General features: G+C 47.3%; 24 protein-coding genes. 18 read left to right on the forward strand and 6 right to left on the reverse strand.

What is annotated here, in order from left to right:
- The first annotated feature begins 9 nt into the window (after positions 1-9).
- The 10 genes from RT717_RS16760 to RT717_RS16805 all read left to right on the forward strand — a co-directional run bounded on the left by RT717_RS16760 (position 10) and on the right by RT717_RS16805 (position 9,006).
- A complete protein-coding gene (locus RT717_RS16760; protein ID WP_317487535.1) occupies positions 10-201 on the forward strand; it encodes a hypothetical protein in 192 nt (63 codons plus the stop codon).
- A complete protein-coding gene (locus tag RT717_RS16765; protein WP_317487536.1) occupies positions 201-401 on the forward strand; it encodes a hypothetical protein in 201 nt (66 codons plus the stop codon). Before RT717_RS16760 ends, RT717_RS16765 begins: the two co-directional genes overlap by 1 nt.
- A 92-nt stretch (positions 402-493) precedes the next feature.
- Positions 494-847 (forward strand): alpha/beta fold hydrolase, encoded by a 354-nt coding sequence (locus tag RT717_RS16770; protein ID WP_317487537.1) that lies wholly within the window; start codon positions 494-496, stop codon positions 845-847.
- A 49-nt stretch (positions 848-896) separates the two neighbouring features.
- On the forward strand, positions 897-1,595 hold the full coding sequence (locus RT717_RS16775; protein ID WP_317487538.1) for a DUF2490 domain-containing protein: 699 nt from the start codon (positions 897-899) through the stop codon (positions 1,593-1,595).
- Positions 1,596-1,755: 160 nt separating this feature from the next.
- Positions 1,756-2,385 (forward strand): MSMEG_1061 family FMN-dependent PPOX-type flavoprotein, encoded by a 630-nt coding sequence (locus RT717_RS16780; protein ID WP_317487539.1) that lies wholly within the window; start codon positions 1,756-1,758, stop codon positions 2,383-2,385.
- Between the two features lie 267 nt (positions 2,386-2,652).
- Entirely contained in the window at positions 2,653-3,165 is a 513-nt protein-coding gene (locus RT717_RS16785; RefSeq protein WP_317487540.1) for a hypothetical protein, read from the forward strand.
- Between the two features lie 839 nt (positions 3,166-4,004).
- Entirely contained in the window at positions 4,005-5,192 is a 1,188-nt protein-coding gene (locus RT717_RS16790) for an SIR2 family protein (protein ID WP_317487541.1), read from the forward strand.
- Positions 5,185-7,002, forward strand: coding sequence for an ATP-binding protein (locus RT717_RS16795; protein WP_317487542.1), 1,818 nt, complete (start codon positions 5,185-5,187; stop codon positions 7,000-7,002). Before RT717_RS16790 ends, RT717_RS16795 begins: the two co-directional genes overlap by 8 nt.
- Before the next feature lie 164 nt (positions 7,003-7,166).
- On the forward strand, positions 7,167-7,883 hold the full coding sequence (locus RT717_RS16800; protein ID WP_317487543.1) for an SGNH/GDSL hydrolase family protein: 717 nt from the start codon (positions 7,167-7,169) through the stop codon (positions 7,881-7,883).
- 289 nt (positions 7,884-8,172) lie between these two features.
- Positions 8,173-9,006: a universal stress protein gene (locus RT717_RS16805; protein WP_317487544.1), complete on the forward strand. Its 834-nt coding sequence runs from the start codon at positions 8,173-8,175 to the stop codon at positions 9,004-9,006.
- A gap of 111 nt (positions 9,007-9,117) precedes the next feature.
- Here RT717_RS16805 and RT717_RS16810 read toward each other — a convergent pair whose 3' ends face one another.
- Positions 9,118-9,498, reverse strand: coding sequence for a DoxX family protein (locus RT717_RS16810; protein WP_317487545.1), 381 nt, complete (start codon positions 9,496-9,498; stop codon positions 9,118-9,120).
- 186 nt (positions 9,499-9,684) lie between these two features.
- On the opposite strand from RT717_RS16810, the gene RT717_RS16815 reads away from it, so the two are divergent.
- The 6 genes from RT717_RS16815 to RT717_RS16840 all read left to right on the forward strand — a co-directional run bounded on the left by RT717_RS16815 (position 9,685) and on the right by RT717_RS16840 (position 18,369).
- Positions 9,685-12,450 carry an alpha/beta hydrolase family protein gene (locus RT717_RS16815; RefSeq protein WP_317487546.1) on the forward strand — a complete coding sequence of 922 codons (2,766 nt, stop codon included), beginning with the start codon at positions 9,685-9,687 and terminating at the stop codon, positions 12,448-12,450.
- Positions 12,451-12,798: 348 nt separating this feature from the next.
- Entirely contained in the window at positions 12,799-14,367 is a 1,569-nt protein-coding gene (locus tag RT717_RS16820; protein ID WP_317487547.1) for a M81 family metallopeptidase, read from the forward strand.
- 350 nt (positions 14,368-14,717) lie between these two features.
- Positions 14,718-15,626 (forward strand): hypothetical protein, encoded by a 909-nt coding sequence (locus RT717_RS16825; protein ID WP_317487548.1) that lies wholly within the window; start codon positions 14,718-14,720, stop codon positions 15,624-15,626.
- Between the two features lie 222 nt (positions 15,627-15,848).
- Positions 15,849-17,066, forward strand: a complete 1,218-nt coding sequence (locus RT717_RS16830; protein WP_317487549.1) for a DUF4249 domain-containing protein — start codon at positions 15,849-15,851, stop codon at positions 17,064-17,066.
- An 83-nt stretch (positions 17,067-17,149) separates the two neighbouring features.
- Positions 17,150-17,827, forward strand: coding sequence for a M15 family metallopeptidase (locus RT717_RS16835; protein ID WP_317487550.1), 678 nt, complete (start codon positions 17,150-17,152; stop codon positions 17,825-17,827).
- A 215-nt stretch (positions 17,828-18,042) separates the two neighbouring features.
- Complete coding sequence (locus RT717_RS16840) at positions 18,043-18,369, forward strand: hypothetical protein (RefSeq protein ID WP_317487551.1); 327 nt, start codon at positions 18,043-18,045, stop codon at positions 18,367-18,369.
- Positions 18,370-18,837: 468 nt separating this feature from the next.
- Here RT717_RS16840 and RT717_RS16845 read toward each other — a convergent pair whose 3' ends face one another.
- Entirely contained in the window at positions 18,838-19,518 is a 681-nt protein-coding gene (locus RT717_RS16845; RefSeq protein WP_317487552.1) for a TVP38/TMEM64 family protein, read from the reverse strand.
- A gap of 70 nt (positions 19,519-19,588) precedes the next feature.
- Here RT717_RS16845 and RT717_RS16850 point away from each other — a divergent pair, with 70 nt between their 5' ends.
- Positions 19,589-20,728, forward strand: a complete 1,140-nt coding sequence (locus RT717_RS16850) for a cystathionine gamma-synthase (protein ID WP_317487553.1) — start codon at positions 19,589-19,591, stop codon at positions 20,726-20,728.
- Between the two features lie 47 nt (positions 20,729-20,775).
- Here RT717_RS16850 and RT717_RS16855 read toward each other — a convergent pair whose 3' ends face one another.
- The 4 genes from RT717_RS16855 to RT717_RS16870 form a co-directional block, all read right to left on the reverse strand.
- Positions 20,776-21,348, reverse strand: coding sequence for a Uma2 family endonuclease (locus RT717_RS16855; RefSeq protein WP_317487554.1), 573 nt, complete (start codon positions 21,346-21,348; stop codon positions 20,776-20,778).
- A 75-nt stretch (positions 21,349-21,423) separates the two neighbouring features.
- Positions 21,424-21,768 carry an arsenate reductase (glutaredoxin) gene (gene arsC, locus RT717_RS16860; RefSeq protein ID WP_317487555.1) on the reverse strand — a complete coding sequence of 115 codons (345 nt, stop codon included), beginning with the start codon at positions 21,766-21,768 and terminating at the stop codon, positions 21,424-21,426.
- A gap of 7 nt (positions 21,769-21,775) precedes the next feature.
- Entirely contained in the window at positions 21,776-22,312 is a 537-nt protein-coding gene (gene hslV / locus RT717_RS16865) for an ATP-dependent protease subunit HslV (RefSeq protein WP_151999427.1), read from the reverse strand.
- A gap of 125 nt (positions 22,313-22,437) precedes the next feature.
- Positions 22,438-24,096, reverse strand: a complete 1,659-nt coding sequence (locus RT717_RS16870; RefSeq protein ID WP_317487556.1) for a pyruvate dehydrogenase complex dihydrolipoamide acetyltransferase — start codon at positions 24,094-24,096, stop codon at positions 22,438-22,440.
- A 265-nt stretch (positions 24,097-24,361) separates the two neighbouring features.
- Between RT717_RS16870 and RT717_RS16875 the strand changes: the two genes are divergently transcribed.
- The gene (locus tag RT717_RS16875; protein ID WP_317487557.1) at positions 24,362-25,357 is read left to right on the forward strand and encodes a YheT family hydrolase; all 996 of its coding nucleotides are present in this window, start codon (positions 24,362-24,364) and stop codon (positions 25,355-25,357) included.
- The last annotated feature ends 11 nt before the right edge of the window (positions 25,358-25,368 follow it).

The following is a 25,368-nucleotide window of genomic DNA, read 5'->3' on the forward strand; positions in this document are numbered from 1 at the left end:
TTTCGAAAAATGACACAAGAAATCTCAGCTTACAACCAGGTTCAATCACCTTCCGACAAAGAGATTTGCGACCTCCTGGCTTCAGAGATCGATAAAGGCCTATCAGATGCAGAAAGCAAGATTTGGCACGCCCATCCTGTTTGGTTTTTGGAAGGGAATCCGATCGTTGGGTATAGCAAGCAAAAAAAGGCATTCGCCTGATGTTTTGGAGCGGGGCTGATTTTGATGAAGAGGGTTTGAACACAAGAGGCGAAAAATTCAAAGATGCTTCCATTTTCTTCCAATCTGTGGCGGAAATAGATGAAATCAAGCTGCAGCAGTGGCTCGAAAAGTCGAAACATGTGCAGTGGGACTATAAAAATATCGTGAAACGGAAAGGCCGTTTGGAGCGGCTGAAATAAAAGCAATGGAAGTGGCCAATTATTATCGTGCAGTGTGAAAACAAAGAAGCAATTTTAACACGATACCCTGGCTCATAAACCCCATTTTGAACATGAACAAGGATGTATTGTTTATTCACGGCGGAGGCGATGTAGGCTACGAAGCAGACCTAAAGTTAGTGACCTCTTTACAAACAGAATTGGGTGCTAGCTACAAGGTGCATTGTCCCAAAATGCCTTCAGATGAAGCCTTGCCGGATTTTGGATGGCCGCAACGGATTGGTAAGGAAATGGACACCGTCGACGGAGACATTATCTTGGCAGGGCACTCCCTGGGTGCTAATGCGGATCTTCAGCCGACTAAAAAGGCCTGTCTTCTAAGAGGGGAGTTTGTTGCTCATGTCCGCTGGTACAAAAGCAGCTACTATTTTCCTGACTTCTCCGTAGATTGGCATTGGGCAAAATGAGTGTCTGGTTCATGCCCTCACCGTGTCGTTATACCTTATTATTCAAAAAATGAAAAAGAGCTTCCTTCTAATAGCAGTGAGTATTTTTTTGTTCCTTCCACGGAATGCGAAGAGCCAAATTAATGAAGACAAAGTAGGTGCCTGGTACATGTACTTCTTCAACACCACCTTCAAGGAGAGCCCCTGGGGTGCGCAGGGTGATGTGCAGTTGCGCAACTGGAACCTTGCGGGTGACATGGAACAGCTGTTGGTGCGAGGAGGACTTACATATAAACCTGAAAGCGCCAACATTAAATTCACACTTGGCTACGGGAATGTGACTACCGGCACCTACGGATCGGATAAGTCGACCACAGGTGAGAACCGAATCTATCAGGAGGCTTTGTTTCCGGTTCAGCTGGGTAACCGTTTCTACACCAATCACCGATTTCGATTTGAGCAACGGTTCGTTGAGGGCCACGATTTCAGAACACGCTACCGCTACAACTTATCAATCAACATTCCTCTGAACAAGTCGACCCTGGATGAAAACGCCGTATACCTGGCGCTCTACAACGAGTTGTTCGTGAACGGCCAAAGAGCTATTGGGGACGAGCGTACGGTGGAAATTTTTGATCGCAACAGGTTCTACACCGCCATGGGCTACGTGGTAAAACCCGGGCTTAATATTCAGCTTGGCTTCATGAATCAGACCACAGACAACTGGCGCAAAGGCCAGCTGCAATTAAGTCTTCATCACAAAATCTGACGTCCAAATTTCCTATTCTCACTGTTTCAGTGCGTCTCTTCACATATCCCCTCAGCACCACATCCCGGTAATTTTTCAAAAATTGGTGCTAACTTAAGGGGATTATAAAAAGGAGATGCAGCTTCTGTATCCAACTATCCTACAATCAAACCAGTGAATTATGGAACTGACATTCGAAAAAGTGATTACTACCGAGCAGGAACTCCGTGACATCATGGGATACCCCAGCGAAATAGTGACTCGGAAAACAATCAACTATATCGACGAGCACTGCCGGGTTTTTATTGAAAAATCACCATTCATTACCATAGCCACCTCCGACTTGAAGGGTAATTTAGATGTCTCCCCAAAAGGCGACCCTGCTGGGTTTGTGAAAATATTGAGTGATAAAATGCTGGCTATTCCCGATCGACCAGGAAACCACAAAGCTGACACGTTGACCAACATCATTCAAAACCCCAACATAGGGTTGATCTTTCTGATTCCTGGCATCAAAGAAACCTTAAGAGTGAATGGAGAGGCTAAAATAGTAACTGACGAAAAGGTTTTAGAGCTCTTATCCTGCCAGGGTAAAAAACCGGGATTTGCAATCATTGTAACAGTGAAAGAGGCATTTATGCACTGCGCCAAATGTATCATCAGGTCTAACTTGTGGACGACCGTTGATGAAAGACAAGAACGCTCTATTGCCACCCTGGGCAAAGCCCTGGTTGACCATGGAAAACTTGATATCTCGTCCGAAGAACTGGATGAGATGATAAAAGACGATGAAAAGACTAATTTGTATTAGAATCGCAATCTATCGGTAGCCCCCTGGTGCAAAGCCGCCGCTTGTGCTTGAGCCCTATGTCGGGTTCTCATGTGTGTCTCCACACATTTTCCAGACCTCCCTACCCAATTAAAGGGGTTACTCTGTCCGGAAGCACAAGAGTAACCCCTTTAATTTGCCGGAGACGCTGGCTACTTCTGCCATCTTTCAGAATTTGGTGGTAGATTAACCAAATCATAAAAAAAGGGACATGGATCGACCTATGCCCGGATATTGGTAAAAATTAGAATGATGAGAAAAACTATACTATTCATTATTGCATTGGCATTTAGTTCGTCAGTGTTTGGACAAACAACAGGCGAACAATATGCTGATGACGTAAAATCAATAAGCGCCATCATAGACGCCTACTATGATGTGATTTCAGGCTCAAGTGAAAAGCCCTGGCAATTTGAAAGAGATAGTTACATTCATTCACAAAATGCTGTCATTACAAAGTTAGATGAAAATGGGAATGTGGAATCACACTCATTAGAAGCAGAATACATTCCGCTGTTATTATCAACCAAAGAGGATTTTTACGAAAAAGAGCTCAAAAGAGAAGTTAGTCACTTTGGAAGCATGGCCCAGGTATGGAGTGCTTTTGAAGTGAGAACGGACCTGAATACTGCTTCAAACATCAGAGGATTGAATAGTATCCAACTTCATTTTGAAAAAGGCAGATGGTGGATAGACAGCTGGACAAGTGAAATGGAGTCTGACAAGAACTCTTTGGTAACAGATTTTCTAACGAACGAATAAAACGTTTGTCAGGCGGCCGTGAGCCACCCACCACCACCTGCCGCAAAGCGCCCGCCGGGCAGAGTAGACCGGCCAGCGCAGGCTTGCGCTTAATCCCTACATCCCGTCCTTATGTGTGTCTTCACACATTTTCCAGCGCATTGTCACCAAGTAACCTATAGCCCTCGGCTCGGAAGTAACAGCGGCCACCAGATAACCTACCCTTGCTAGCAAAAAGCATACAGCTGTCCGTTCGAAACTAGTCGCTGTCACCAAAAAGCATACCCGTGCCTCCAAAAACATAACAGCTGCCTGCCCGGAGTTAACAGGTGTGACCAAAAAGATGACAGCTGTCACAAAAATCAGGGAGAGGGGGTATCTGGAAGGGGGGTACCCCCCTCTGCGAGGGGGTAGAAGGCACTTTTTTGTGCGTTTGCGGTTTACATAGCTCCGTACAGTAATCAAAAAACGAAGTGGGTTCGGTAAAAAGATGAACAGGTTCGGTAAAATGGTAGGCTAGCTTCGTTCGGAAGGGAGCTAACTCGGTAAAAAGATGAACCGGTTCTGTTCTGAAGTGTGCTACCTCGCTTCGGAACGGTTGAAAAGGGCTTTTTTGGGTAAATCCGGGTTGGCTGTGATATGCAGGAAGGTGCCGAAACAGAAGGTTAGATGATTTATCGAAAAATGGTAGTAAATTGATGGGGATATAAAAAAAGAATATAATCAGCGTGTTATGAGAAATATGCCCTAGTGCGCAAGAAGTCGAACTAGTTGGATTTTTTCCGGATCGGAAATCGATTAAAAAATAGATCCAAAAAAAACAGAGCGAGATCAATTGCAAAAATTAACCACGGAACTAAATGACTAAAATGGCAGGCCACGACTTTGAATCAATCACAGAGGAATTAAGAAAGCAACTTGACTCGAGTAGACAAAATTGGCTTTTGGGTGCTGGTGTTAGTTACAAATCGAACATCCCATTGATGTACCCATTAACCGATCGGATAAAAAATCTCATTGTTGCTTCCAAAGTAGACAAGGATATCGAAATATATAATTCACTAACTGTAGAACTTCAGGATAAGTCACATATTGAACACTATTTAAGTCACATTGGTGATCTAATCGCCTTAGCGGATAGATCAAAAACACAATCAGCAACCGTCGGGGGGAAATCTGTAACGAAGAATGAATTATTAAACCTTCACAGGTCAATAATTTCTGCGATTGGGGAGACAGTTAGGTATGGTTATTCAAACGAAGGATCAGAAGTAGTTGGCAGCTTTACTAAGCCAATTGTTGAAATAGAACACCATATCAAATTTGTTCAAGCCTTATATTCTAACAGATCGAACTTGCTGTCCCGATCAAAGCTCACATTCTTTTCCACCAATTATGACACATTGCTTGAGGATGCGTTGGGGTTAGAAAAGTTCACGGTTGTTGACGGTTTTTCTGGTGGTGCAATTGCTTATTGGAATCCGCAATTTGAATTTCAAGATAACCATAGCTTGCCCAATAAATGTCTGCTTTACAAGCTTCACGGGTCAATAGATTGGCACCGAGATGAAAAGAAAGGTTTAGTAAGAACTAGATACGGGACAAAGTATCTGGCAAATAAATCTGAGATAATGATTTATCCTCAGGCCACAAAATATGTGGAGACCCAAAAAGACCCATTTTCATACTTGTTTAATGGCTTCAGAAACGCACTGAATTCCAACGATGACAATGTATTGATTACTTGTGGCTATAGCTTCGGAGACGACCATATCAATGCAGAAATAGAAGCAGCTTTATCAAGTAGAGACAATAGAACCACGATAATTGCATTTGCACAAGAAAGTCCTGATGGCTCTATTAAAATTAACAAAACACTTGATACATGGCTTACAGATAAGCAATTCGGGAACAGAATTTATGTAGCAGGCCAAAAAGGAGTCTATTACAACTCTACATCCCCGCTCCAGCCCGCTGACAAGAAGGATCTAGTTTGGTGGACATTTTCAGGTTTAACAAATTTTATCTTAACTGGCGACCATGATTGAAGAACTATTTGTTACGCTACCGTCTTTGAGAATCGGAAAAATTGTAGAAGTAAGTGGAAACCAGATTCGAATCGAACTGGATATTAGGATAACGGAGCTTACTAGGTCTGTCTACGGCCAAGTGTATTCTATAGGCCAAATTGGTAGTATTATCAAAATACACTTCGGAAGAAAAATACTATTCGCATATGTTAGGATGCTAAGAATGCAGTCCGACATCCTTGCAGAAGAAGGGAAAACAACCATTTCGCCTGGCGATGACAAAAGGATTTTGGAAGCAGATTTGTTTGGTCAAGGTGTTTGGAGTTCCAAGGATCGGAAACTCGCATTTGTTAGAGGAGTTGAAACTTATCCACTTCCATTGCAGGATTCATTTTTGTGCCTTAATGATGAACTAGAAAGCATCTATCGAGCAGCAGAGGACTTAAGAGAAAGTGAAGACGATCCAATGGTTCCAATCGGCAACTACGTAGGAGGTAATAACGCTGTCTGCAGAGCAAATATTGACAAGTTATTTGGACATCATTGCGCCATTTTAGGCTCTACTGGCTCAGGAAAATCCGGAACTGTAGCATCCATTCTTCACTCGGTTTTGTCTCATCAAACAAGTGGCAAAAACATATCACCCAGAATAGTAATTATTGACCCACATGGTGAATATGCCAAAGCATTTGAAGGTAAAGCAATTGTGTACAAAGCATATAATGAGGCCTCGACGACAGCGATGAAGACAGAACAACTGAAGCTACCTTACTGGTTGATGTCAAGTGATGAATTCAGATCGCTTGTAATTGGTAAAACAGAGTTTGAAGCAACATCACAGACCAATATGGTACATCAGGCCGTAACATATGCCAGATTATTTAATACAGGTCTGGTTGAAAATGTTGGTCTAGATCCATTAGGTGAGGCCAACTCTGAAGTTCCCTGTGCAGGTAAAACAGAGAGTGATATTTTAAATTTTGATAGAGACAAGCCTGTCCCATTTCAACTTTCAGAAGTCATAAAACATCTCGATAAAGTTCAAGGGCGTAAAGCAAATGAATCAAAGTCACTTACTCCTAGTGATAAAAACAGGCAATCAATTGAATCGATTCTTAAAAAATTGAAAGTCTTACGTTCTAATCCACAACTATCATTTTTAATGGAGGAGCATAGCGCAAAGTCACCTACGCTAGAAACAGTACTTCATCAATTTGTAGGTGGCGTTGGAGACAAGAACCTTAGAATCGTCGACATTTCAGGTCTGCCTAATGAGGTAGCGGGACCTTTGACCGCTTTAATTGCAAGACTATTATTTCAATATAAGTTGTGGCAAACTAGAGATGAAAGAGAGAAAGATCCTGTTTTATTTATTTGTGAGGAAGCCCACCGATACGTGCCGAATCACGGTGAGGCACAATACAAAGAAGCTCAGGAAGCTGTAAGGCGAATAGCGAAGGAAGGCAGGAAATATGGTATTGGTCTAATGCTCATTTCCCAAAGGCCTTCTGATGTCGAGGCAACTGTTTTATCGCAATGCAATTCATGGATAATTCTTCGACTGACCAATTCCAGCGACCAAGAGCATGTCTCTAGGTTCTTGCCTGATAGTTTAGTTGGCTTGACAAAAATGTTGCCTTCTCTTACCAGGCGTGAGGCAATTTTTGTTGGAGAAGCTGCTGCATTACCAAGCCGCATCAGGATTAACAAACTTTCACGAACGCAATTACCAGACTCCAACGATATAAGCTTCGTAAAGGGCTGGGTTAATAAACCAACAAAATCAATTGATCTTGAAAAAGTAAGCAAAAGATGGGTTGGTGCTTAACCCCCGTCCTCGTCCGCTGAGCGTCAGCCCAAACGAAGGTCTGCAAGACAGGCGATTGCATCGCCCACCACCCAATTCTCTGCGCCACCTCCCCCATTTTTCTTACATTGAAGCCATATTAATCGACAAATCAAGCGATGGCTCAACCAAAAACACCTAAAACCATGAAAAAACATATCAATTATTGGGCAGTGCTCTTGTTCCTACTACCGGGCAGTGTTTTGGCCCAAACCCGGCCGGACGCAGCGGCCATCAACGCCTCGCCCAACTACGGCAAGTCGGTGGCGGTGTTTGGTGGCTCGGTGTCGGTGATTCCTCCCAGCGACAGTGCCAAGGTGCAATGGGAACGACAGCTGGGCATGAAAATCACCAACTATGGCGTGCCGGGCGCTGGCTTTTCGTCGCTGCAGGGCAAGTCGCTGCAGCAGCAGGTAGATGAAGCTGGTGTGTTTGACATCTACATCCTCTGGGCCTCTACGAACGACTACACCAACAACCGGGCGGTAGGCACCTACACCGACTACACCGAGTTTGACGGCTACGACAAGACAAAGCTAATCACCCAGGCAGGCGGCATCAACTATTGCATCAAAAAGATCTACGAACTCAACCCAAAGGCCACTATCTACTTTTTCACCTCCAGCAAAGCCTTTAACGACAGAGGAGCCTACGATCCGTTTTATCCAAAGGGCATGGCGGAGCACGTAAACATGCAAAAGAAGATCTGTGAACTCCATGGCATCCCCTACCTCGATCAGTTTACACTGGGCGGCTACAACGTCTACAACAAAGACTTGTACTACCACGACCCCATCCACATGAACGCCCTGGGCTACAAAAAGCTGGGCGAGCTACAGGTAGCATTTCTGGCCTTTCCGTAGCAATTAAAGAGGTTACTCTCTGCTCCCATGCAAGAGTAACCTCTTTAATCGTTTTGCTATCGTTCAAGAGTAACCTCTTTAATGGGACTGCCTGTTGTTCTGCCGTGCGTTGTTTTGGCAGGTGTCTCACATGCCACTTCGGCACTCCCGGCTTCTGCCGTTCTGGCGTGTGTCTCACACGACAGCATTCCCATGCCTCCACACCCACAAAAATCACCTCAACTGCTGACACAGGTCATGATGTGGCCGGTGGATAAATGCCAGATTTACCCAACAAACCACATCAGTCATGAACACGATAATTATAGCCACCGATTATTCACCCGCCGCCAATAACGCACTTCAATATGCCGCCAACCTGGCGTCGGTTGTCAAAGCCGACCTGGTGCTTTTCAATTCTTACCACCTCAGCCCCCATGCTGCCAACGGCCTTGTTAGCCCCACCGCCTTAGAGCAGATGATCGACCACAATAACAGCGACCTGCAAAAGCTGGCGAACGAAACCGCCAGGAAATACGGATTGAAAGTGAGCTGGGTTAGCAAAGCGAGTGATACTATCGGAGAGCTGTCGCAATTCGCTGCTGATCGTAACGCCGACCTGGTAGTAATGGGCATGGAGACCAACCTGATAGAATACGAACTGTTTGGCAATACCACCACGGCAGCTATCAAGCGACTGAATTGCCCGGTGCTGGTGGTACCCGGCGACGTTCCTTTCAAGGGCATACAAAAAATTCTGTATGCCTATGAGCACACCTGCCTCGACCAGGACAACCACCTTGATTTGATGAAGGAAATTGCCCGGAAGTTCGCCGCAGAGCTGCAGGTATTCCATGTAGACACCAAAGCAAAGGCTGGGGCTGCCGTGGCCGTTGAGGATGAGATGATCAGCGCTGTAGATAACCTTTTGGAGGATGTTGATCATTCATACAGCGTTATCGGGAGTTCAAAAATTGGCGAAGGCATTGTCAAGGGGGTAGAGGCATTTCAGGCCGACTTGCTGGTAATAGTGCCTCACAAAACAGGCTTTCTTGAGTCGCTACTAAAAGGCAGCAACACCCGCAGCATGACACTAAAGACCAGAGTGCCATTGCTGGTGCTGCCCAATGCCAACATGAATTAGGCGTTGGTCCGCAAGGCAAGAATTAAAGGGGTTACTCTGTGCTCCGCCACAAGAGTAACCCCTTTAATGTCCGGACATGGCGCACGATTATTGGAAACCAGCCGAGGCTTTTTAGCTTCTTTCCGCTGCCAATACCAGCAAACAAACCACAATCAGGCAGCTATATTCTATGCCGCCGCTGCTGGGCCCTACCACATACCAGCCGTTCGGTAAATGCACCAGAAAAATGCCCGGCACGATCACCAGCAGCCAGGTCAGGCTGATCCATTTCTTAAAGAAACCAAGGGCAAGCGTTGCACCAGCCCCTAGCTCAAACAGGGTAATGCTCCAGGCGATGGGCGTACCTATCATCAGCCCCAGCGAATCGAGGTAGCCGCCGAAGTCAGCCACCGTGCCGTAGTAGAGCCGTTGAAAGCCATGAGCCATCATAATGATGCCGACCATGATGCGCAAAGCAAGGAGCGCATGCCGCTGTGAAATAAATGCTGCCATAAATGGAGGAGTTGTTCGGCTTTTAACACTTGTATGCCCAACTTCCCTCATGGGTAGGATGCTGTTGTTTGTAATTGAGCGGCTCCAGGCAGCCATCTTCTCAGCGCCATACATATAACTTTGCGTCAACCTTGCTGGAACTTTGCAGACAATCCCTTAATATCATTCTGTCAAACACTCACTGCAATGAAAAAAAGGACTCATCAACCACTCATTTTACTGCTTTCACTGGTCATCTCGATCGTTCTTCTACACCCGGTCATCGCATTTCAACAGGACTCACTCAAGGCCCTCACGTCCACCGACTTCGGTCAGTGGGAAAGCTTGGGCAACGACGGGCAGCTGTCGGCCAATGGCGCCTGGCTGGTGTATCCCATCGACAGAAACAACAAGGAAAACGAACTCCGCCTCCACAACCTGACCAACGAGAAAGTCAGAGTGTTGAAGGAAGGCACCGACGCCGCCTTTTCTGGTGACAACCAATGGCTGGGCTACCTCATCAACCTGCCGGAAGCCGAACGCAAGAAGCTGGAGAAAGACAAGAAGCCTGTGCATACCAGCTTCGGATTGATCAACCTGGCAACGGGCGACAGTGTGGTAGTGAAAGAAGTGGCTGGGTTCGATTTCAGTGATAATGGTCAGTTCGTGGTGTTGAAAAGGTACGGCAGCGGAAAAGGAAATGATATTGTGGTGAGAAACCTCGCCACCAGCAAAGATTTCAGCTTTGGCAATGTGGCCGAATACAAATGGCAGGACAAAGGCATGCTGCTGGCCATGGCCATGGAAACAGCAGGCAAAGAAGGCAACGGTGTCCAGCTTTTTGATGGAAAAAGCAATACGGTAAAGCTGCTGCACAGCGCCGCTGCCTACTACAAAGGGCTCAGCTGGCGCAAAAACAGCGACGACCTGGCCGTGTACCAGTCGGTGACTAATGAGGGCTACGAAGACTCCACGCACATCGTTTTAGCCTGGAAAAAACTGGCAAGTGCTGCCTCTTCCCCCCTGACCTTTGATCAAATGACCATCCCTGATTTTCCGGCTAACTCCCGCATCGTCAGCAATTCGAATTTGAGATGGAATAAGGACGGTAGCTCCGTCTTTTTCGAAACCATGACCTGGCTGAAGAAGCCCTCCAAAAAAGACGAAAGCGAAGAAACAACACCCGACCCGGAAAAGGAAGCCCTGTACGAAGAGGCGCCGGCGCTGGAGATTTGGAACAGTAACGATGTGCATGTAATCCCTGAGCAAAAACAGCTGGCAGAACGAAAAAGGGTGCAGAGCTACCTGGCCGTGTGGCATCTGACAGGCAACAAGTTTGTGCAGCTGGGGGATGACCTCACGGAGGAAACCCTGTGGCAGAAGGACGTGTCGATAGTTCTCGGTCTCGACGAAACGCCCTATGAGTTTGACGGCATGTTTGGCCGATCCAATGCCGACGTTTACACGATCGACAGCCAAACCGGCCAAAAACAAAAGATCCTGGAGCAGGTAAACCGCCTCTACAATGTAAGCTCCGATGGTAAAACGGTGGTTTACCTCAAAGATGACAACTACCATGCTTTCAACTTCCAGTCGGGCAAAAGTATCAACCTCACAGGCAGCCTCTCTGCCTCATTTGTTGATAAGGAAGACGACCACCCGGTAGAACAAAAGCCGCCTTACCGCTTCGTCGGCTGGGATGCAGCTGGCACCACTGTCTACGTGCATTCGAAATACGACACCTGGTCGCTCAAAGTGGACGGTTCCAAAGCGACCAACCTGACCAACGGAGCGCAGGACAAAACCATCAGCCGCTTTGTTTCCATCGATAATGATCAGGAGTACATCGACCTCAAGCAGCCGATGTACATCCACCAAACTGGCGAATGGAGCAAGAAAGAGGGCTATGCTGTGCTAAGCCAGGGCAAACTCAAAAGCCTTTGCTGGGATGATATGCGGGCCACTCGCCTGATCAAAGCCAAAGAGGCCGCTACCATAGCCTACGTACTGGAGAGCTTTGAAGACTCTCCCGACTATTTCGTTTCCAAAAACGGCAGTAGCGAAGGCAGTCAGGTATCTGCCACCAATCCATTTCAAAAAGACTACCGATGGGGCAAAGCCGAGCTCATTGAATACGCCAATGCCAACGGCGTCAAACTTCAGGGTTCTCTGTTCTATCCCGATGACTATGAGCCAGGTAAAAAATATCCGATGATCACCTATGTGTATGAGTTTCTGTCGCAAAACATTCATCGCTACATCGCCCCCTCGCAGTGGCATTACTACAACCACCGGGTGTGGACAAGCCAGGGCTACTTCGTGTTGCAGCCCGACATTCTTTTCGATGCGGGAGACCCCGGCATCTCTTCTACCAAAACCATGGAGATCGCTGTGAAAACTGTAGTTGACAAAGGCCTGGTCGACCCTAAAAAAGTAGGACTCGTAGGGCATTCATGGGGCGGCTATCAGGCAGCCTTTGCAGCCACCAACACCAAGATCTTCGCTGCTATTGTGGCAGGAGCCGGGTTAACAGACCTGGTGAGCATGTACGGCATGGTGGCCTGGTCGTTTGGAGGTACACCCGAAAATTACCATTTCGAGGTAAGCCAGGAGCGCATGATGGTGCCGCCATGGAGAAACATCGATGGCTACATGCGCAACTCGCCGGTGATGAACATCGATAATATGACAACACCTCTCCTTTTCGAAGTGGGAGACGCCGACACCAACGTGGACTGGCGGCAAGGCATAGAAATGTACAATGCTGCCCGCCGGGCCGACAAAGAGATGGTGCTGTTGGTGTATGCCAAAGAAGGCCATGGCTTGAGAGAAGACAAAAACCGCTATGACTACCAAAACAGAATTTTGCAATGGTTTGGCCATTACCTCAAAGGACACCCTGCCAAAGACTGGATAAAACAAGGCCTGCCCTACACGGAACAGCAAAGGCAGTTGGAGCAGTGGAAGAAGTAGGTGCATTCAAATCGCCTAAAACCTCTCATCCGGTGTACTCCCTCAGAGTCCTCTGCGAGAGACTCTGAGGGAATCAGTGGAAGAAGTAAACACCCCCTGCCCAACCCTACCTCCGAGTCCTGTAGGGACGGCATATCGGTACACCAACGCTTCTTCACCGCACAACCTAGTCCCATCGGGGCGGCATATCGGTACCAAAAAGGCCTGGAAAAAGCCACAATTCCCGTAAGACACCACACAATAGCGCCGACCAATCTATTCTGAAAAGAAATGAACCACACCTCACAATCCTGCTTTGCTTTAAAAGCAGGCCACCTTACATTTGAATAAAGAACCGAACCAACCGATATGAAAAGAATTAGCCTCTACCTCTTTGCAGCCATCCTCTTCGCTTCCTCTTGCAGCCAGCAAAACAATCCGGACGACACCAAACCCCTTCCCCGTATCGCCATCGCAGGCCTGGCCATTGAGTCGAGCACTTTCTCCCCCGCACTTACCGATGAGGCAATGTTCCGGGCAAGGGTAGGCAACGACGTTTTTTCTTTCTACTCATTTCTCAATCCGGACTCGCTTGACAGAAAAAGAGCCAACTGGATTCCTACCCTCAGGGCCCACGCCATTCCCGGCGGCGCCGTGACGAGGGAAGCCTACGAATCGTTGGTGGGCAAAACGCTGACCATGCTGAAAGACAGCCTGCCTTACGACGGCCTTTTCTTCGATATCCACGATGCCATGAGTGTGGTGGGCCTCGACGATCCCGAGGGAGATTTCATCACCAGAGTGCGGGAAGTGGTCGGCTATGAAACAATCATCTCCACGTCGATGGACCTCCATGGCAACGTATCAAAAACGCTGGCCCAAAACAGCGACATCATCACCTGCTACCGCATGGCACCTCATGAAGATTCGAGGGAGTCGGACAAGCGGGCGGTGGAAAACCTGCTGGAAAGAATTGAAAGCGGCAAAGGCAAACCAGCCTACAAGGCATGGATTCCTGTGCCAATTTTGCTGCCAGGCGAAAAAACCAGCACCAGGGTTGATCCCGGCAAAAGCTTGTATGCCAAAGTAGCTCCGGCGGCGGATCAGGAAGGCATTGTAGATGCAGCCATCTGGATTGGTTACGCCTGGGCGGATGAGCCCCGCAACCACGCCGTGGTGATGGTGACCGGCGACGACAAGGCCAAAGTCACCAGCACCGCTGAGTCATTAGCCAATGCCTTCTGGGAGGTAAGAAATGAGTTTGAGTTTATTGCCCCTACTGCCACGCTGAAAGAAAGCCTCGACATGGCCATTGCCAGCGACAAGCATCCTTTCATGATCAGCGACATGGGCGACAACCCCACAGCAGGTGGTGCCGGCGACGTTACCTGGACGCTGGCCCAAATACTCGCCCGGCCGGAGTTCAAATCAGCCGATGGCCCTTCTTTGATCTACGCCTCCATCCCAGGCCCTGAGTTTGTAGACAAGGCGGTGGCCGCTGGCGTTGGCGGCAAGGTATCCGGCACCGCAGGGGCAGCGGTTGACGCTCGTTTTTCACCCCCTATTCAGCTCACCGGAACAGTAACCGCCATTGAAACGGGAGACGCCAGTGCAGAAACAGAAGTCGTGGTGAAAATCGGCAGCGTGAGCGTGATAGTGACTAAAAAGCGGAAGCCTTACCACCGGGAAAGCGACTTTACCAACCTGGGCCTCAATCCCCGTGCATCAGACATTGTAGTGGTGAAAATCGGTTACCTGGTGCCAGAGCTCTACGACATGCGAGCCGATTGGGTCATGGCGACGACCCCAGGAGGTGTAGATCAGGCCCTCGAAAGGCTGGAGTTCAAAAGAATCAACAGGCCCATGTTCCCATTCGACAAGGACATGGAAGATCCTGATTTGAATGCACAGTTGATTCCGCTGTCGGGGAGTAAATAATTGCATCAAGGCTGGGGAGATTGCCAGGTAAGCTATCGCAGGATCAAAGCGTTTCTCAGCAGGAATGATAGCCAGTGTAAGCTTATCCCCAATAGCGAGTGCTTTCCAGCCAAGTCTCCTTATTAAATCACCGTCTTCTGTTCATTCCGGGAGTTTTTTCGGATATTCACGTAAATCATCATTTCTAATCTGAGCTAAAGATTGCAGCCCCTGAGTGCTTGCCTGCCTGGCTAAGCTACTTTAACCTCGGTGTCGCATTTTTTATCCTTGCAAAACCACGGCGAGACTTTGATGGGCAGGTTGTGATACAATGCCGATAGTAGATTAAACTTTTTCTCAAACATTAGACAATGATTTCTTCTCGTTTCATAACAACATTTTTTGTACTGGCGCTTTTTTCATGTAGCCCCAAAACGCACATCACCAGCTATGTGGAAAAGTCAAAATCAACGGTACTGTATCCTTTTGAGGTGATCTACGCTGATGGCGCCTATTCCCTTGCGGGCAACGAGCCCCTGAAAACCTATGATTTCCTCAACTGGGATGATACGGTGCAGCTTAAAGGAGGCACCTTGCTGCTTGCGCACTATTCGGGTAGCTTCTTCGAGTTTCAGGGCGACACGACCATTAACATCGAGCCGTTCAATTTAAAAGCTGGTTACGAAAAGCCCGGTTACCACTTTGACAACCACGACGGTGTTTCTGGCGACAGCAGGCCTACACTCCGGCATTTGTTTGAAACCGATCAGCACCACGAAATATACGACGCTAACGTACCCTACCTTCAATTTTCACATCCACAAGCCTTTAATCTAAAAGTCGGTCCGGTGCAGGAGGTGTGCTTGAGGTGGTGGACCCGAAATCCCAACAGCCAGTCGAATGACTACCAGCTCAGTATTTTGAATGAGAATAGCGAGTTGCTTGGCACCAAAATAGTAAAAGGCAATACCTACAAATTGAACGTCAGGCAGTACGCCAAAAGTGGTGAGTCTAATCGTTTTCAAATAACCGTTCGTGAAATGGGTGAAGGACTTAAGTCGGCCAACAGCATGACGATCATCTTCGACAAACCCAACCGGGCGCTGGTTGATGTTTGCGACATAAAAACCGCCATCACCGCACTGGAAACCGCTTATCATCTCGAATACCAGGGCGACACATATGGTGCGCTTAGCATGCATGAATTGGCCACCGCATTGTCAAACAAGGCTATCTACAGTGAGCTTCTGGCTAACTTCAAGAAACGATACGGGCTTTAATTTTCAGCCGCAGCTACTTGCCATCTTAACCCAAAATTGTACAACCGCCAGGATGATTCAGCTGAGCTTTCCCTGCCTGCCGGGTAGCTTCGGCTTTTTCCAGAGAAAACTCAGGCATGCTAAATCTTATAAATCACTCGTCAACTACAGCAATTTCCAACAACCATACTAATTGTTTTAGCTTTCAAAGGTGTTATATTGTCCAATCCATTGACTATATTTTTGAAAGCAAAAAAGACATATAAATTAACCTTTGGCGTTGTTCTCCGCAAAAGTATTATTTCTCTCTCTATTCTATTTCCTGTTGTAGTAAGCTGTACAGATCCATTTAACCCATCCGTCGATACAGAAACAGCAGAACTTTTTGTGGTAGATGGTTTTGTCAATGCTACAGACTCCACCGCCATTGTCACTCTTTCACATTCCAGGCCATTGACCTCTCGTGGCGTTTTCATCCCAGAAAAAAACGCCCAGGTGATGATTGAATCCTCCGAGGGAGAAAGTTTCTCCCTGCAGGAACTGGACTTGGGTAAATATGCGCTGCAAAACATGCCAGTTAACAAAACAGCATCCTACACCCTGCGAGTGCAGACTGCATCCGGTGCAACCTATACCTCGGAACCTGTCACGGTGAGAAGCACTCCTCCCATCGACAGCCTGACTTACGGACTCTCAAATGACAACCTGGGGCTAAGCATAAGGCTGAACACTCACGATGACACTGGAAATTCCCGGTATTATAGCTGGGAGTATTCAGAAACCTACGAGTATCGTTCTTATTTCAATTCTGGTTTTACCTTTGAAAACAATCAACCTGTGCAGAGAACTGCTGAAGAGGCAGTCAATATATGCTACCTCACCGTTCCTTCCACCAGAATACTACTGGGCACATCAACAGCACTTGCCGAAGACGTTATTCAGGGAGAAGAGCTTACCATTATACCAAAATACTCCCCAAAAATATCCGTTCGCTATAGCATATTAATCAGGCAACGAGTGCTTAGTGCGAAGGAATATGACTATCTATACCAACTTAGGCAGGTAACCGAGAGGCTAGGGACATTCTTTGATCCTCTGCCGGGTGAAGTAATTGGCAACATAAGCCGGGAAGGTGAAGGGTCGGAAGTGATCCTTGGAAATTTCGGCGTAGCAGAAGTTTATGAAGAACGCTTTTTCATAAACAAGGGTGAATTGCCTCTCGACCTTCAGGCCTCCCCAATTACCAAGGGCTGTCAATTGGAGTTTACATGCGACATCAGAATACCAAGAACAACCCCACAGCCTTCCTGCGCCTTTCTCGAAGACATTAGCGACAACGCCATGATAATAGAAGCCGCTTATGATTTAATGGGCAAGCCCTACGCTTATAGCTTTGCACGTGATTATTGTGGAGATTGCAGAACGCAGGGTGGAATCACCACCAAACCAGATTTTTGGTAAGAACCTCAATGCCCTGCTCTTAATGGTTAAATGAGTTCATGTGAAATTGACCCCCTCAAATCTGATCTGTTATCTTTAATACCATGAAAAGACTTTTGCTCCTCCTTCTTTGTGGCTTACTGATTCAAACTGCGTTCGCTCAGGAAGCTGACCTCTCACACCCTTCGCCCAAAAATCCTCCGAAGGAAAAAGGTGACTTCAAAAAAACTGACCTGGTGGAGCTTGTTTCGCTGGATCCCAGCATCAAACTCGACATCCGCTATGCCACCGACAACAACCTTGTTGGCCGACCGGTGTATACACAGGCCAGGGCTTTTCTGCAGCGACCGGCAGCAGAGGCACTTGCCAAGATTAATGCCTCATTGAAGGAAAAAGGCTTAGGACTGATGGTATTCGATGGTTACCGTCCCTGGAGTGTCACGAAGATATTTTGGGACATCACCCCAGTGGAAGACCGCATCTTCGTTGCCGACCCCAATCAGGGCTCCAGGCACAACCGGGGCTGCGCAGTTGACCTGACTCTGTACGACCTTGCCACAGGCCAGGAAATAGAAATGACAGGAGTGTATGATGAAATGACCGAGCGCTCTTACCCCGAATATACCGGTGGCACTGAAAAGCAGCGCCAAATGAGAGACCTCCTCCGCTCCGCTATGGAAGCAGAAGGCTTTACAGTGTATGAGTACGAGTGGTGGCACTTTGACTTCAACGACTGGCGCAGCTACAGGATCACCAATGTGCCGTTTGAAAAGGTGAAGTAGCTCTTAGTTTGCTCCGGGGGGCGTGTTCTCTTCTGGGGACTAAATGAAAATTACCGCTAACAGACACTGTCGGCTAGCTTGCCATTGATATTTACTACTTGTAATATATTCTCGTATTCCCTTGTACTTTTTAGCGCCTAACTACTAGTTTTACATAGTTCTTTCTGTGCTATGAATATGGTGCTGAATTGAGCTGGGCAATAACTACCAATCAATTGTTAAAGAAACATCTCCTTATAATAGTTTCTTTGTTCCTGCTGGCATCAACCACGGAATTTTTGTGGATGGAAAGCTTGTCTGGAAAAGAAGACTTGTTCGAGGTAGAGTCTGAATTGAGCAACCAGCTGGAGGAAAAATCAAGCCTCTCGTACCACAAATTTAAAATACCCGACATCGGCTGGCCCAATATTGCCAATTCCTCGTATCCATTCAATTTTGATATTCCCTTTTCTGCGCCGTCAGAACACCCTACAAAATCCGCCGAGGTCGCTCCCGACAAAAGGCTTTACCTTCTCTATTGCCAGCTAAGGCATCATTGCTAACCAATAAAGCCTCGTGAATAAGAGCGGATAAGCTTGCCGATGGGGCAATGCTTAGCCGAAATATTCCTCGTTGCACCTTTCATTCTCATGGAGAATTGGCAAGGCAATCCTGTGAAAAGTACTTCATATTCATTGACTGGAAATCATCCTCCAAAAATGATGAAGCTGTTTAAAGACTATCGAAGGACAATGCCAATCAGTTCAGGCGCTTAAAGTTCATCAAAGGAAATATGCTGTATATCACAGAAGATAAAGGCAACATAAAAGACGGCAGCAAAGGCATGTTTGTATGACAATATCAGGTGAGCTTTTTGCATGCTCATTCAAAGATCGTTGGAAAATTTAGGTTAGGTCGGTGCAATGAAGAACCATAGGTTGGTTACTTGATTGTCTTATTTTTCAGTTTACAGTTTACAGTTTGATGAGCGGCGGGCCTTTGGTCCGCCGTTGATTTTTCATACTGGCCAGCTAGACGCCGTTCTTGCTTTGGGAGCGATTTATTGAACGCTTAAAAACCCACCCCAAGCCAACAAAGCTTACCACAAGTAATCCAATCCATAGCAACGAGAACAGGCTCCCTGTGGCCAAAGCCTCCATTTGCATCCCAATAGCCACAGCCATCACCGTTCGGGGAAGCATACCAATTAACCCGCCCAACAAAAAAGGTTTTATCCGTATGCCCGTGTAACCAAGTACTACGTTCATGATAGCAAATGGAAGCACCGGTGAAATGCGGCACATGATCACCAGCAGAAGGTCGTTCTTCTTCAAGCCATCCAGCACAGCCGTTGAGCGTGGATAAGCATCAAAAACAGCCTGAACAGCTTTAGCCCCAATTAACTGCGACACCGCATAGCCAAGTAAAGACGCCAGCATATAAGCAGGCACGAGCAACCACAAACTTTCGAAGCCCAGAAAGTAGCCGCTAAGCGCTGCCACAAACGTGGTGGGAGTAAAAGCAAAGGCCATGGTAAAAACAGTCAGCAAAAAGAACCAAGCCCACTGTAGCTGCGTTAGGCCAGTGAGCCATTCAGCGTGCTGCCAGCTTTGATAACCCGTGATGGTGCTAAAAATAAGTGGCATGGCCGCCATCCAAAGAATAAGCACCAGGGATGCGGGACTGCGGCGAATGATTTCTCGTACAAGCATTTGAAAGAAGCTGACTAAACCTAACTTTGCGGCACAAGTAACCACATAATACCCAAATAATTCACTTTATATGGAATTCGGAACCAAAGCTATTCACGCCGGCGCAGAGCCAGACCCCTCCACAGGAGCCATAATGACTCCCATCTATCAAACCTCCACTTACGTGCAGGAAGCACCGGGAAAAAACAAGGGGTATGAGTACGCCCGGTCTCAGAACCCAACCCGTGAGGCGTTGGAGACAGCCCTTGCAGCTCTGGAAAATGGCAAATATGGCCTTTGTTTCAGCAGTGGAGTTGCTGCCACCGATGCAGTTATCAAGCTGCTGGCCCCCGGCGATGAGGTGATAGCTGCCAGTGATATGTATGGAGGCACCTACAGGCTGTTTACCAAGGTCTTTGAAAAATTTGGCATTAAGTTTCACTTTGTTGACATGCAGGATGCAGCAAATATCAGCAAATACATCAATGCCAACACAAAGCTGATTTGGTTAGAGACACCAACCAATCCACTGATGAACATCGTGGACATTCAGGCAGTGGCCAACCTGGCCAAAGGTAAAAACATCATCGTGTGCGTGGACAACACCTTTGCTTCGCCGTACCTGCAAAACCCGCTTGACATGGGAGCAGATATTGTGATGCACTCTGCCACCAAATACCTCGGAGGCCATAGCGACGTGATCCACGGCTGTCTGGTCATGAACGACAAAGACCTGAAAGACAAGCTCTACTTTATTCAAAAGAGCTGCGGTGCGGTTCCCGGCCCCCAGGATTGCTTCCTGGTGCTGCGTGGTATCAAAACGCTGCACGTACGCATGGAACGCCACAGCGAAAACGGTGAGAAGATCGCACATTTCCTGAAGAACCACCCAAAAGTGGGCAAAGTATACTGGCCGGGTTTTGAAGACCACCCTGGTCACGCCATAGCCAAAAAGCAAATGCGGAGCTTTGGAGGGATGATCTCTTTTACACTAAAAGACGAAACAATAGCGGCAGCCAACAAAGTGCTGAGCTCTACTAAACTTTTCTCACTGGCGGAAAGCCTGGGTGGTGTAGAATCGCTGATCAATCACCCGGCCAGCATGACACATGCGTCTATTCCCCGTGAGGAAAGGATCAAAAACGGACTGAGTGATTCGTTAATCAGGTTGAGTGTGGGCATTGAGGGTGCAGATGACCTTATCGAAGATTTGAAAAAGGCGATTGGATAAAAAATAGGGGACTGTCGATAGTTGATTATCAATTATCGACAGTTGTTTTAGCTCCAGATATCTTCGAGATTAAACTTAAGTTGCGGGATCACACGACTGGAAACAATGCCACCTTGCGAAAGAAAAAAGGACGGCTTATCGACGACATCCAAATCCTCCGAAAATACTTCCAACGTTTGATTAGCCGGGTCGACGATCCAGTATTCCTTCACTCCCATTTTTAGGTACGCCTTCTTCTTGGTATACCTGTCAACATAGCTATTTGAAGGGGAAATTATTTCAACAATCAAATCTGGCGCCTTTTCGACACCCTTTTTTGTGACAGCATTAGCGTTTGATTCTGCTATATAGATCAGATCCGGCTGAAAAACATTCCTATCGTCTACATACAAATCGATGGGGGAAAAAAAGACCTCTCCTGTGCCGGCAGCAAAGCTGTCCAATATCTTGAACAACCTCCGAACGACACGTTGATGTTCAGGTGTTGGGGCGGGACTCATAAATAATTCTCCATCAATTAACTGGCAAGGCGCAGCGCTTTCACCCAGTAGCTGATAGTCACTGGCAGTCCACTCTTTAGTTCTGTTGATCACTAAACCTTCCATAATGGTGTTTCTCAAACAACTATAAATATATCATTTATAATGAGTCAATAAAAACCAGCGAAGCAGCGGGCCTTCTAACCCAGAAAACACCTAATTCAGTATCTTCTCCATCTCTTCCTCTCCCCTTCCTATCACCGCCACGCCATCCCTTACGATGATCGGGCGTTCGATAAGAATGGGGTCGTTGACCATAGCGGTGATCCACTGCGCACTTGTCAGCGTCTTGCCTTCATACTTCTCCTTGAACACAGGCTCCTTTTTACGCACCAGGTCTTCAGCTTTGATTCCAAGTTTCTCGATCAGGCCCCGCAACTCAACTTTGGTCGGGCAATTCTGGAGGTATTCCACAATCCTTACCTCTCCTCCTCTTTCGTGTAATATTTTCAGCGCCTCCCGACTGGCGCCGCATCTCGGGTTATGGTATATGGTATACATGTGTCTTTTAGAGTTTCTCTACTATCAAATTGTGATTGGTATAAATACAGATGTCAGCAGCAATATTGAGCGCCTCTCTCACTATTTCTTCAGCTGTCAGTTGTGGTGCGTGCTTCTTGAGAGCAATAGCAGCCGCCTGAGCATACATGCTACCTGAGCCTATCGCAGCCACTCCGTTTTCTGGTTCCAGCACGTCGCCAGTGCCTGACACAACAAGGATTTCCTCTTTGCTGGCGGTGATCAGCATCGCCTCCAGTTTCCTGAGGTACCTGTCAGTTCGCCAGTCTTTAGCCAGCTCAATAGCGCCCCGCTTCATATTGCCGCCGTAAGCATTCAGCTTTTCCTCAAACCTGTCGAGCAGCGAAAAGGCATCAGCAGTGGAGCCGGCGAAACCAGTTACTACTTTACCATCAAGCAACTTTCTGATCTTCTTAACATTGTTTTTAGCAACGGTATTACCCATGGTAGCTTGTCCGTCGGCCCCTATTGCAATTTCCCCGTTATGCTGAACCGCCAGCACGGTTGTTGATCTGATTTTTTCCATTTTGTGTATGATAATGAGAAACCGCTTTTTAGCTGTGTTTAGTTTCCCTGATTGGTACAATAACTAAAAAAGCCAGCAAGTATGATACCTGCTGGCTTTGATGTGTCAAAAAGACAGTGTTTTATTTAAACCAGCAGTTTGATCGGATCTTCGAGGAACTTCTTCAGCGTCTGCAGGAAGGCAGCACCCATAGCTCCATCCACTGATCGGTGATCGCAAGTCAGCGTCACTTTCATAATATTGCCCGGCACAAGCTGACCATTTTTCACAATCGCAGTCTCCTTAATACCGCCTACGGCCAATATGCAGGAGGCAGGCGCATTCAGGATAGCTGTGAATTCATCTACACCGAACATACCAAGGTTGGAAATACTGAAGGTAGCTCCCTCCCAATCGGTAGGTTGAAGCTTCTTAGCTTTAGCCTTTTGCCCGAATTCCTTTATTTCAGCCGAAATATGCGACAGTGACTTATTGTCTGCAAAACGAACAACAGGCATCAGCAGCCCATCCGGCGGTATAGCCATAGCCACTGCCACGTGGATGTGTTTGTTCATCCGTATTTTATCACCTCTCCACGACACGTTTACATCGGGGTGCAATCTCAAAGCCGCCGCTGCTGCTTTGACTACCATGTCATTAAACGAGATCTTCACCGGCGATATGTCGTTCAGGCTTGTTCTGGCTTCAATGGCCTTGTCCATGTTGATTTCCATGGTCACATAGAAGTGCGGCGCAGTAAATTTGCTATCGGACACACCTTTGGCGATGACCTTCCGCATTTGAGAAACCGGCACATCTTCGAAGCTTTCTTCGCCCACTATCGATGGCAATACCACTTTGGGCGCCTCCTTGCCTGGTGCAGCAGCCGGAGCTGATGGTTGCGCCGAAGGACTAAAGCTTTCTACGTCTTTTCTCACAATTCTGCCTCCATCGCCGGAGCCGGCAATCTGACGGATATCATATCCTTTATCTTCAGCCATTTTCTTGGCCAGAGGAGAAATTTTTATTCTTCCATTGTCAGACGAATGATCTGCAGTGGCCGCCTGGCTTGAAGCCGCTGGCGCACTTGAAGTACTTGCAGGCGCACTTGCCGCCTGGGGAGCACTTTCCTCAGCCGGAGCTGAACCAGCACCCGCTTCATGTGCTTTCAGCAATGTTTTGTAATCAGCACCTTTCTCCCCAATGATAGCAATAACACCATCCACTGGCACAGAGCTACCAGCCTCTACGCCGATATACAGCAAGGTACCATCTTCATAAGACTCCAATTCCATGGTAGCCTTGTCAGTTTCCACTTCGGCAATGATGTCTCCTGCCTTCACAGTATCTCCTACTTTGCTCAACCATGAGGCAATAACTCCCTCCGTCATGGTGTCGCTCATTTTTGGCATTGTCACCACCGTTGCCTTAATGCCTGAAGTATCAATTTTTTCTGCGGGTGCGCTGGCCACTGGTGCCGGGGCGGCACTCTCTGCGGCCTTTTCAGCAGCGCCGTTGCCTGCTGCTCCACTCTTCACATCTTTCAGTAACCCGTCAATATTCTCTCCCTTCTTGCCTATAATAGCAATGATTCCGTCTACAGGGGCAGCTTCTTTCTCCTTTACACCAATATAAAGGAGGGTGCCATCCTCATATGATTCCAGCTCCATTGTTGCCTTGTCGGTTTCTACTTCGGCGAGTATATCACCAGATTTCACTGTATCCCCCACTTTCTTCAGCCATGAAGCGATAACACCCTCTTCCATGGTGTCACTCATTTTTGGCATTCTGATTACTTCAGCCATTCGTTGTCCTTATTTATATCAAAAATAGCGTTATTGAAATTTTAATCACAACTATGCATTATCATGTTGCGACTCGTAAATTTATAAAATTGAGGCTTAGCCATGAACATATTAAATGATATTCGTTGGAAAATGTTTTGGTCGGCCAGCGAATCTACCCAAACATCAGTTTACAAACGTGTGCATAGGTTCCCGTCTGCTACGATATTAGCAATAACTACAGCAGTATTCATGGCTTTTTTGAAAATTTATTGATTAATCAGCAATGCCCGTACTCCAAAAACCCAGCTACAAGGGTTCCTTTCTTTCCGTAAACAAGCACTTCGAAACGATTTACCCTGCGCTTTTCAGAAAAGTATCCAATCCCCCTGCCGTTCGAAGGGAAAGGCTGGAAATGAAAGACGGTGATTTTCTTGACATTGATTATGCCATACAGCACACAGCAAATCGCAACAACCGGGTAGTAATTATCACTCACGGGCTGGAAGGGGACAGTAGCAGGCCCTATATCAAAGGAATGACCAAGGCCTTTTATGCCCATGGCTGGGACGTGATGGCCTGGAACCTACGGGGCTGTGGTGGCGAGCTCAACAGGCTGCCGAGGTTCTACAATAGCGGAGCTACCGAAGACCTGGACGCAGTAGTGGCCGAAGCCGTCAAGAGAGGCTACAACGAAATTTCACTGGTAGGCTTTAGTCTTGGCGGCAATATGACAGTGAAGTTTCTGGGCGAGTCCTACGCTGACCAATATCCGATTGCCTCGTCCGTGGCGTTTTCCGTACCTCTTGACCTGGAGAGTTGCTCTGTTGAAATAGACAAATGGCACAACTATCTCTACACCCGAAGATTCCTGAATACATTGATTAAGAAAGTGGTTCGAAAAGCCGAAATATTCCCCGAATCATTCAACACTGAGGGTGTTCGGAAAATAAAAAGCATCTTTCAGTTTGACGAATTAATTACAGGCCCCCTGCACGGCTACGAAGGCGCTGTTGACTACTACACCCAGTGCAGCTCAGCCCCGTTTGTGCCGAAAGTAAAGACGCCCCTGCTTGTGGTCAATGCGTTAAACGATACTTTCCTTTCCGCTAAGTGTTACGAGGAAAGTGCCTTCAGCGCCAATGCAAACACCATATTGCTGAAACCCCGGCACGGCGGGCATTGCGGTTTTGCAGAGTTTCGAAACGGCAGCACCTACTGGTCGGAGCAAATGGCTACCGAATTTTGCCTGCACCCTGAGCGGTGGCTTCAGGGCAAGTAAATGGTTAAATG

Origin of the sequence: Imperialibacter roseus (genome assembly GCF_032999765.1) — a bacterium.
Taxonomy (GTDB): domain Bacteria; phylum Bacteroidota; class Bacteroidia; order Cytophagales; family Cyclobacteriaceae; genus Imperialibacter; species Imperialibacter roseus.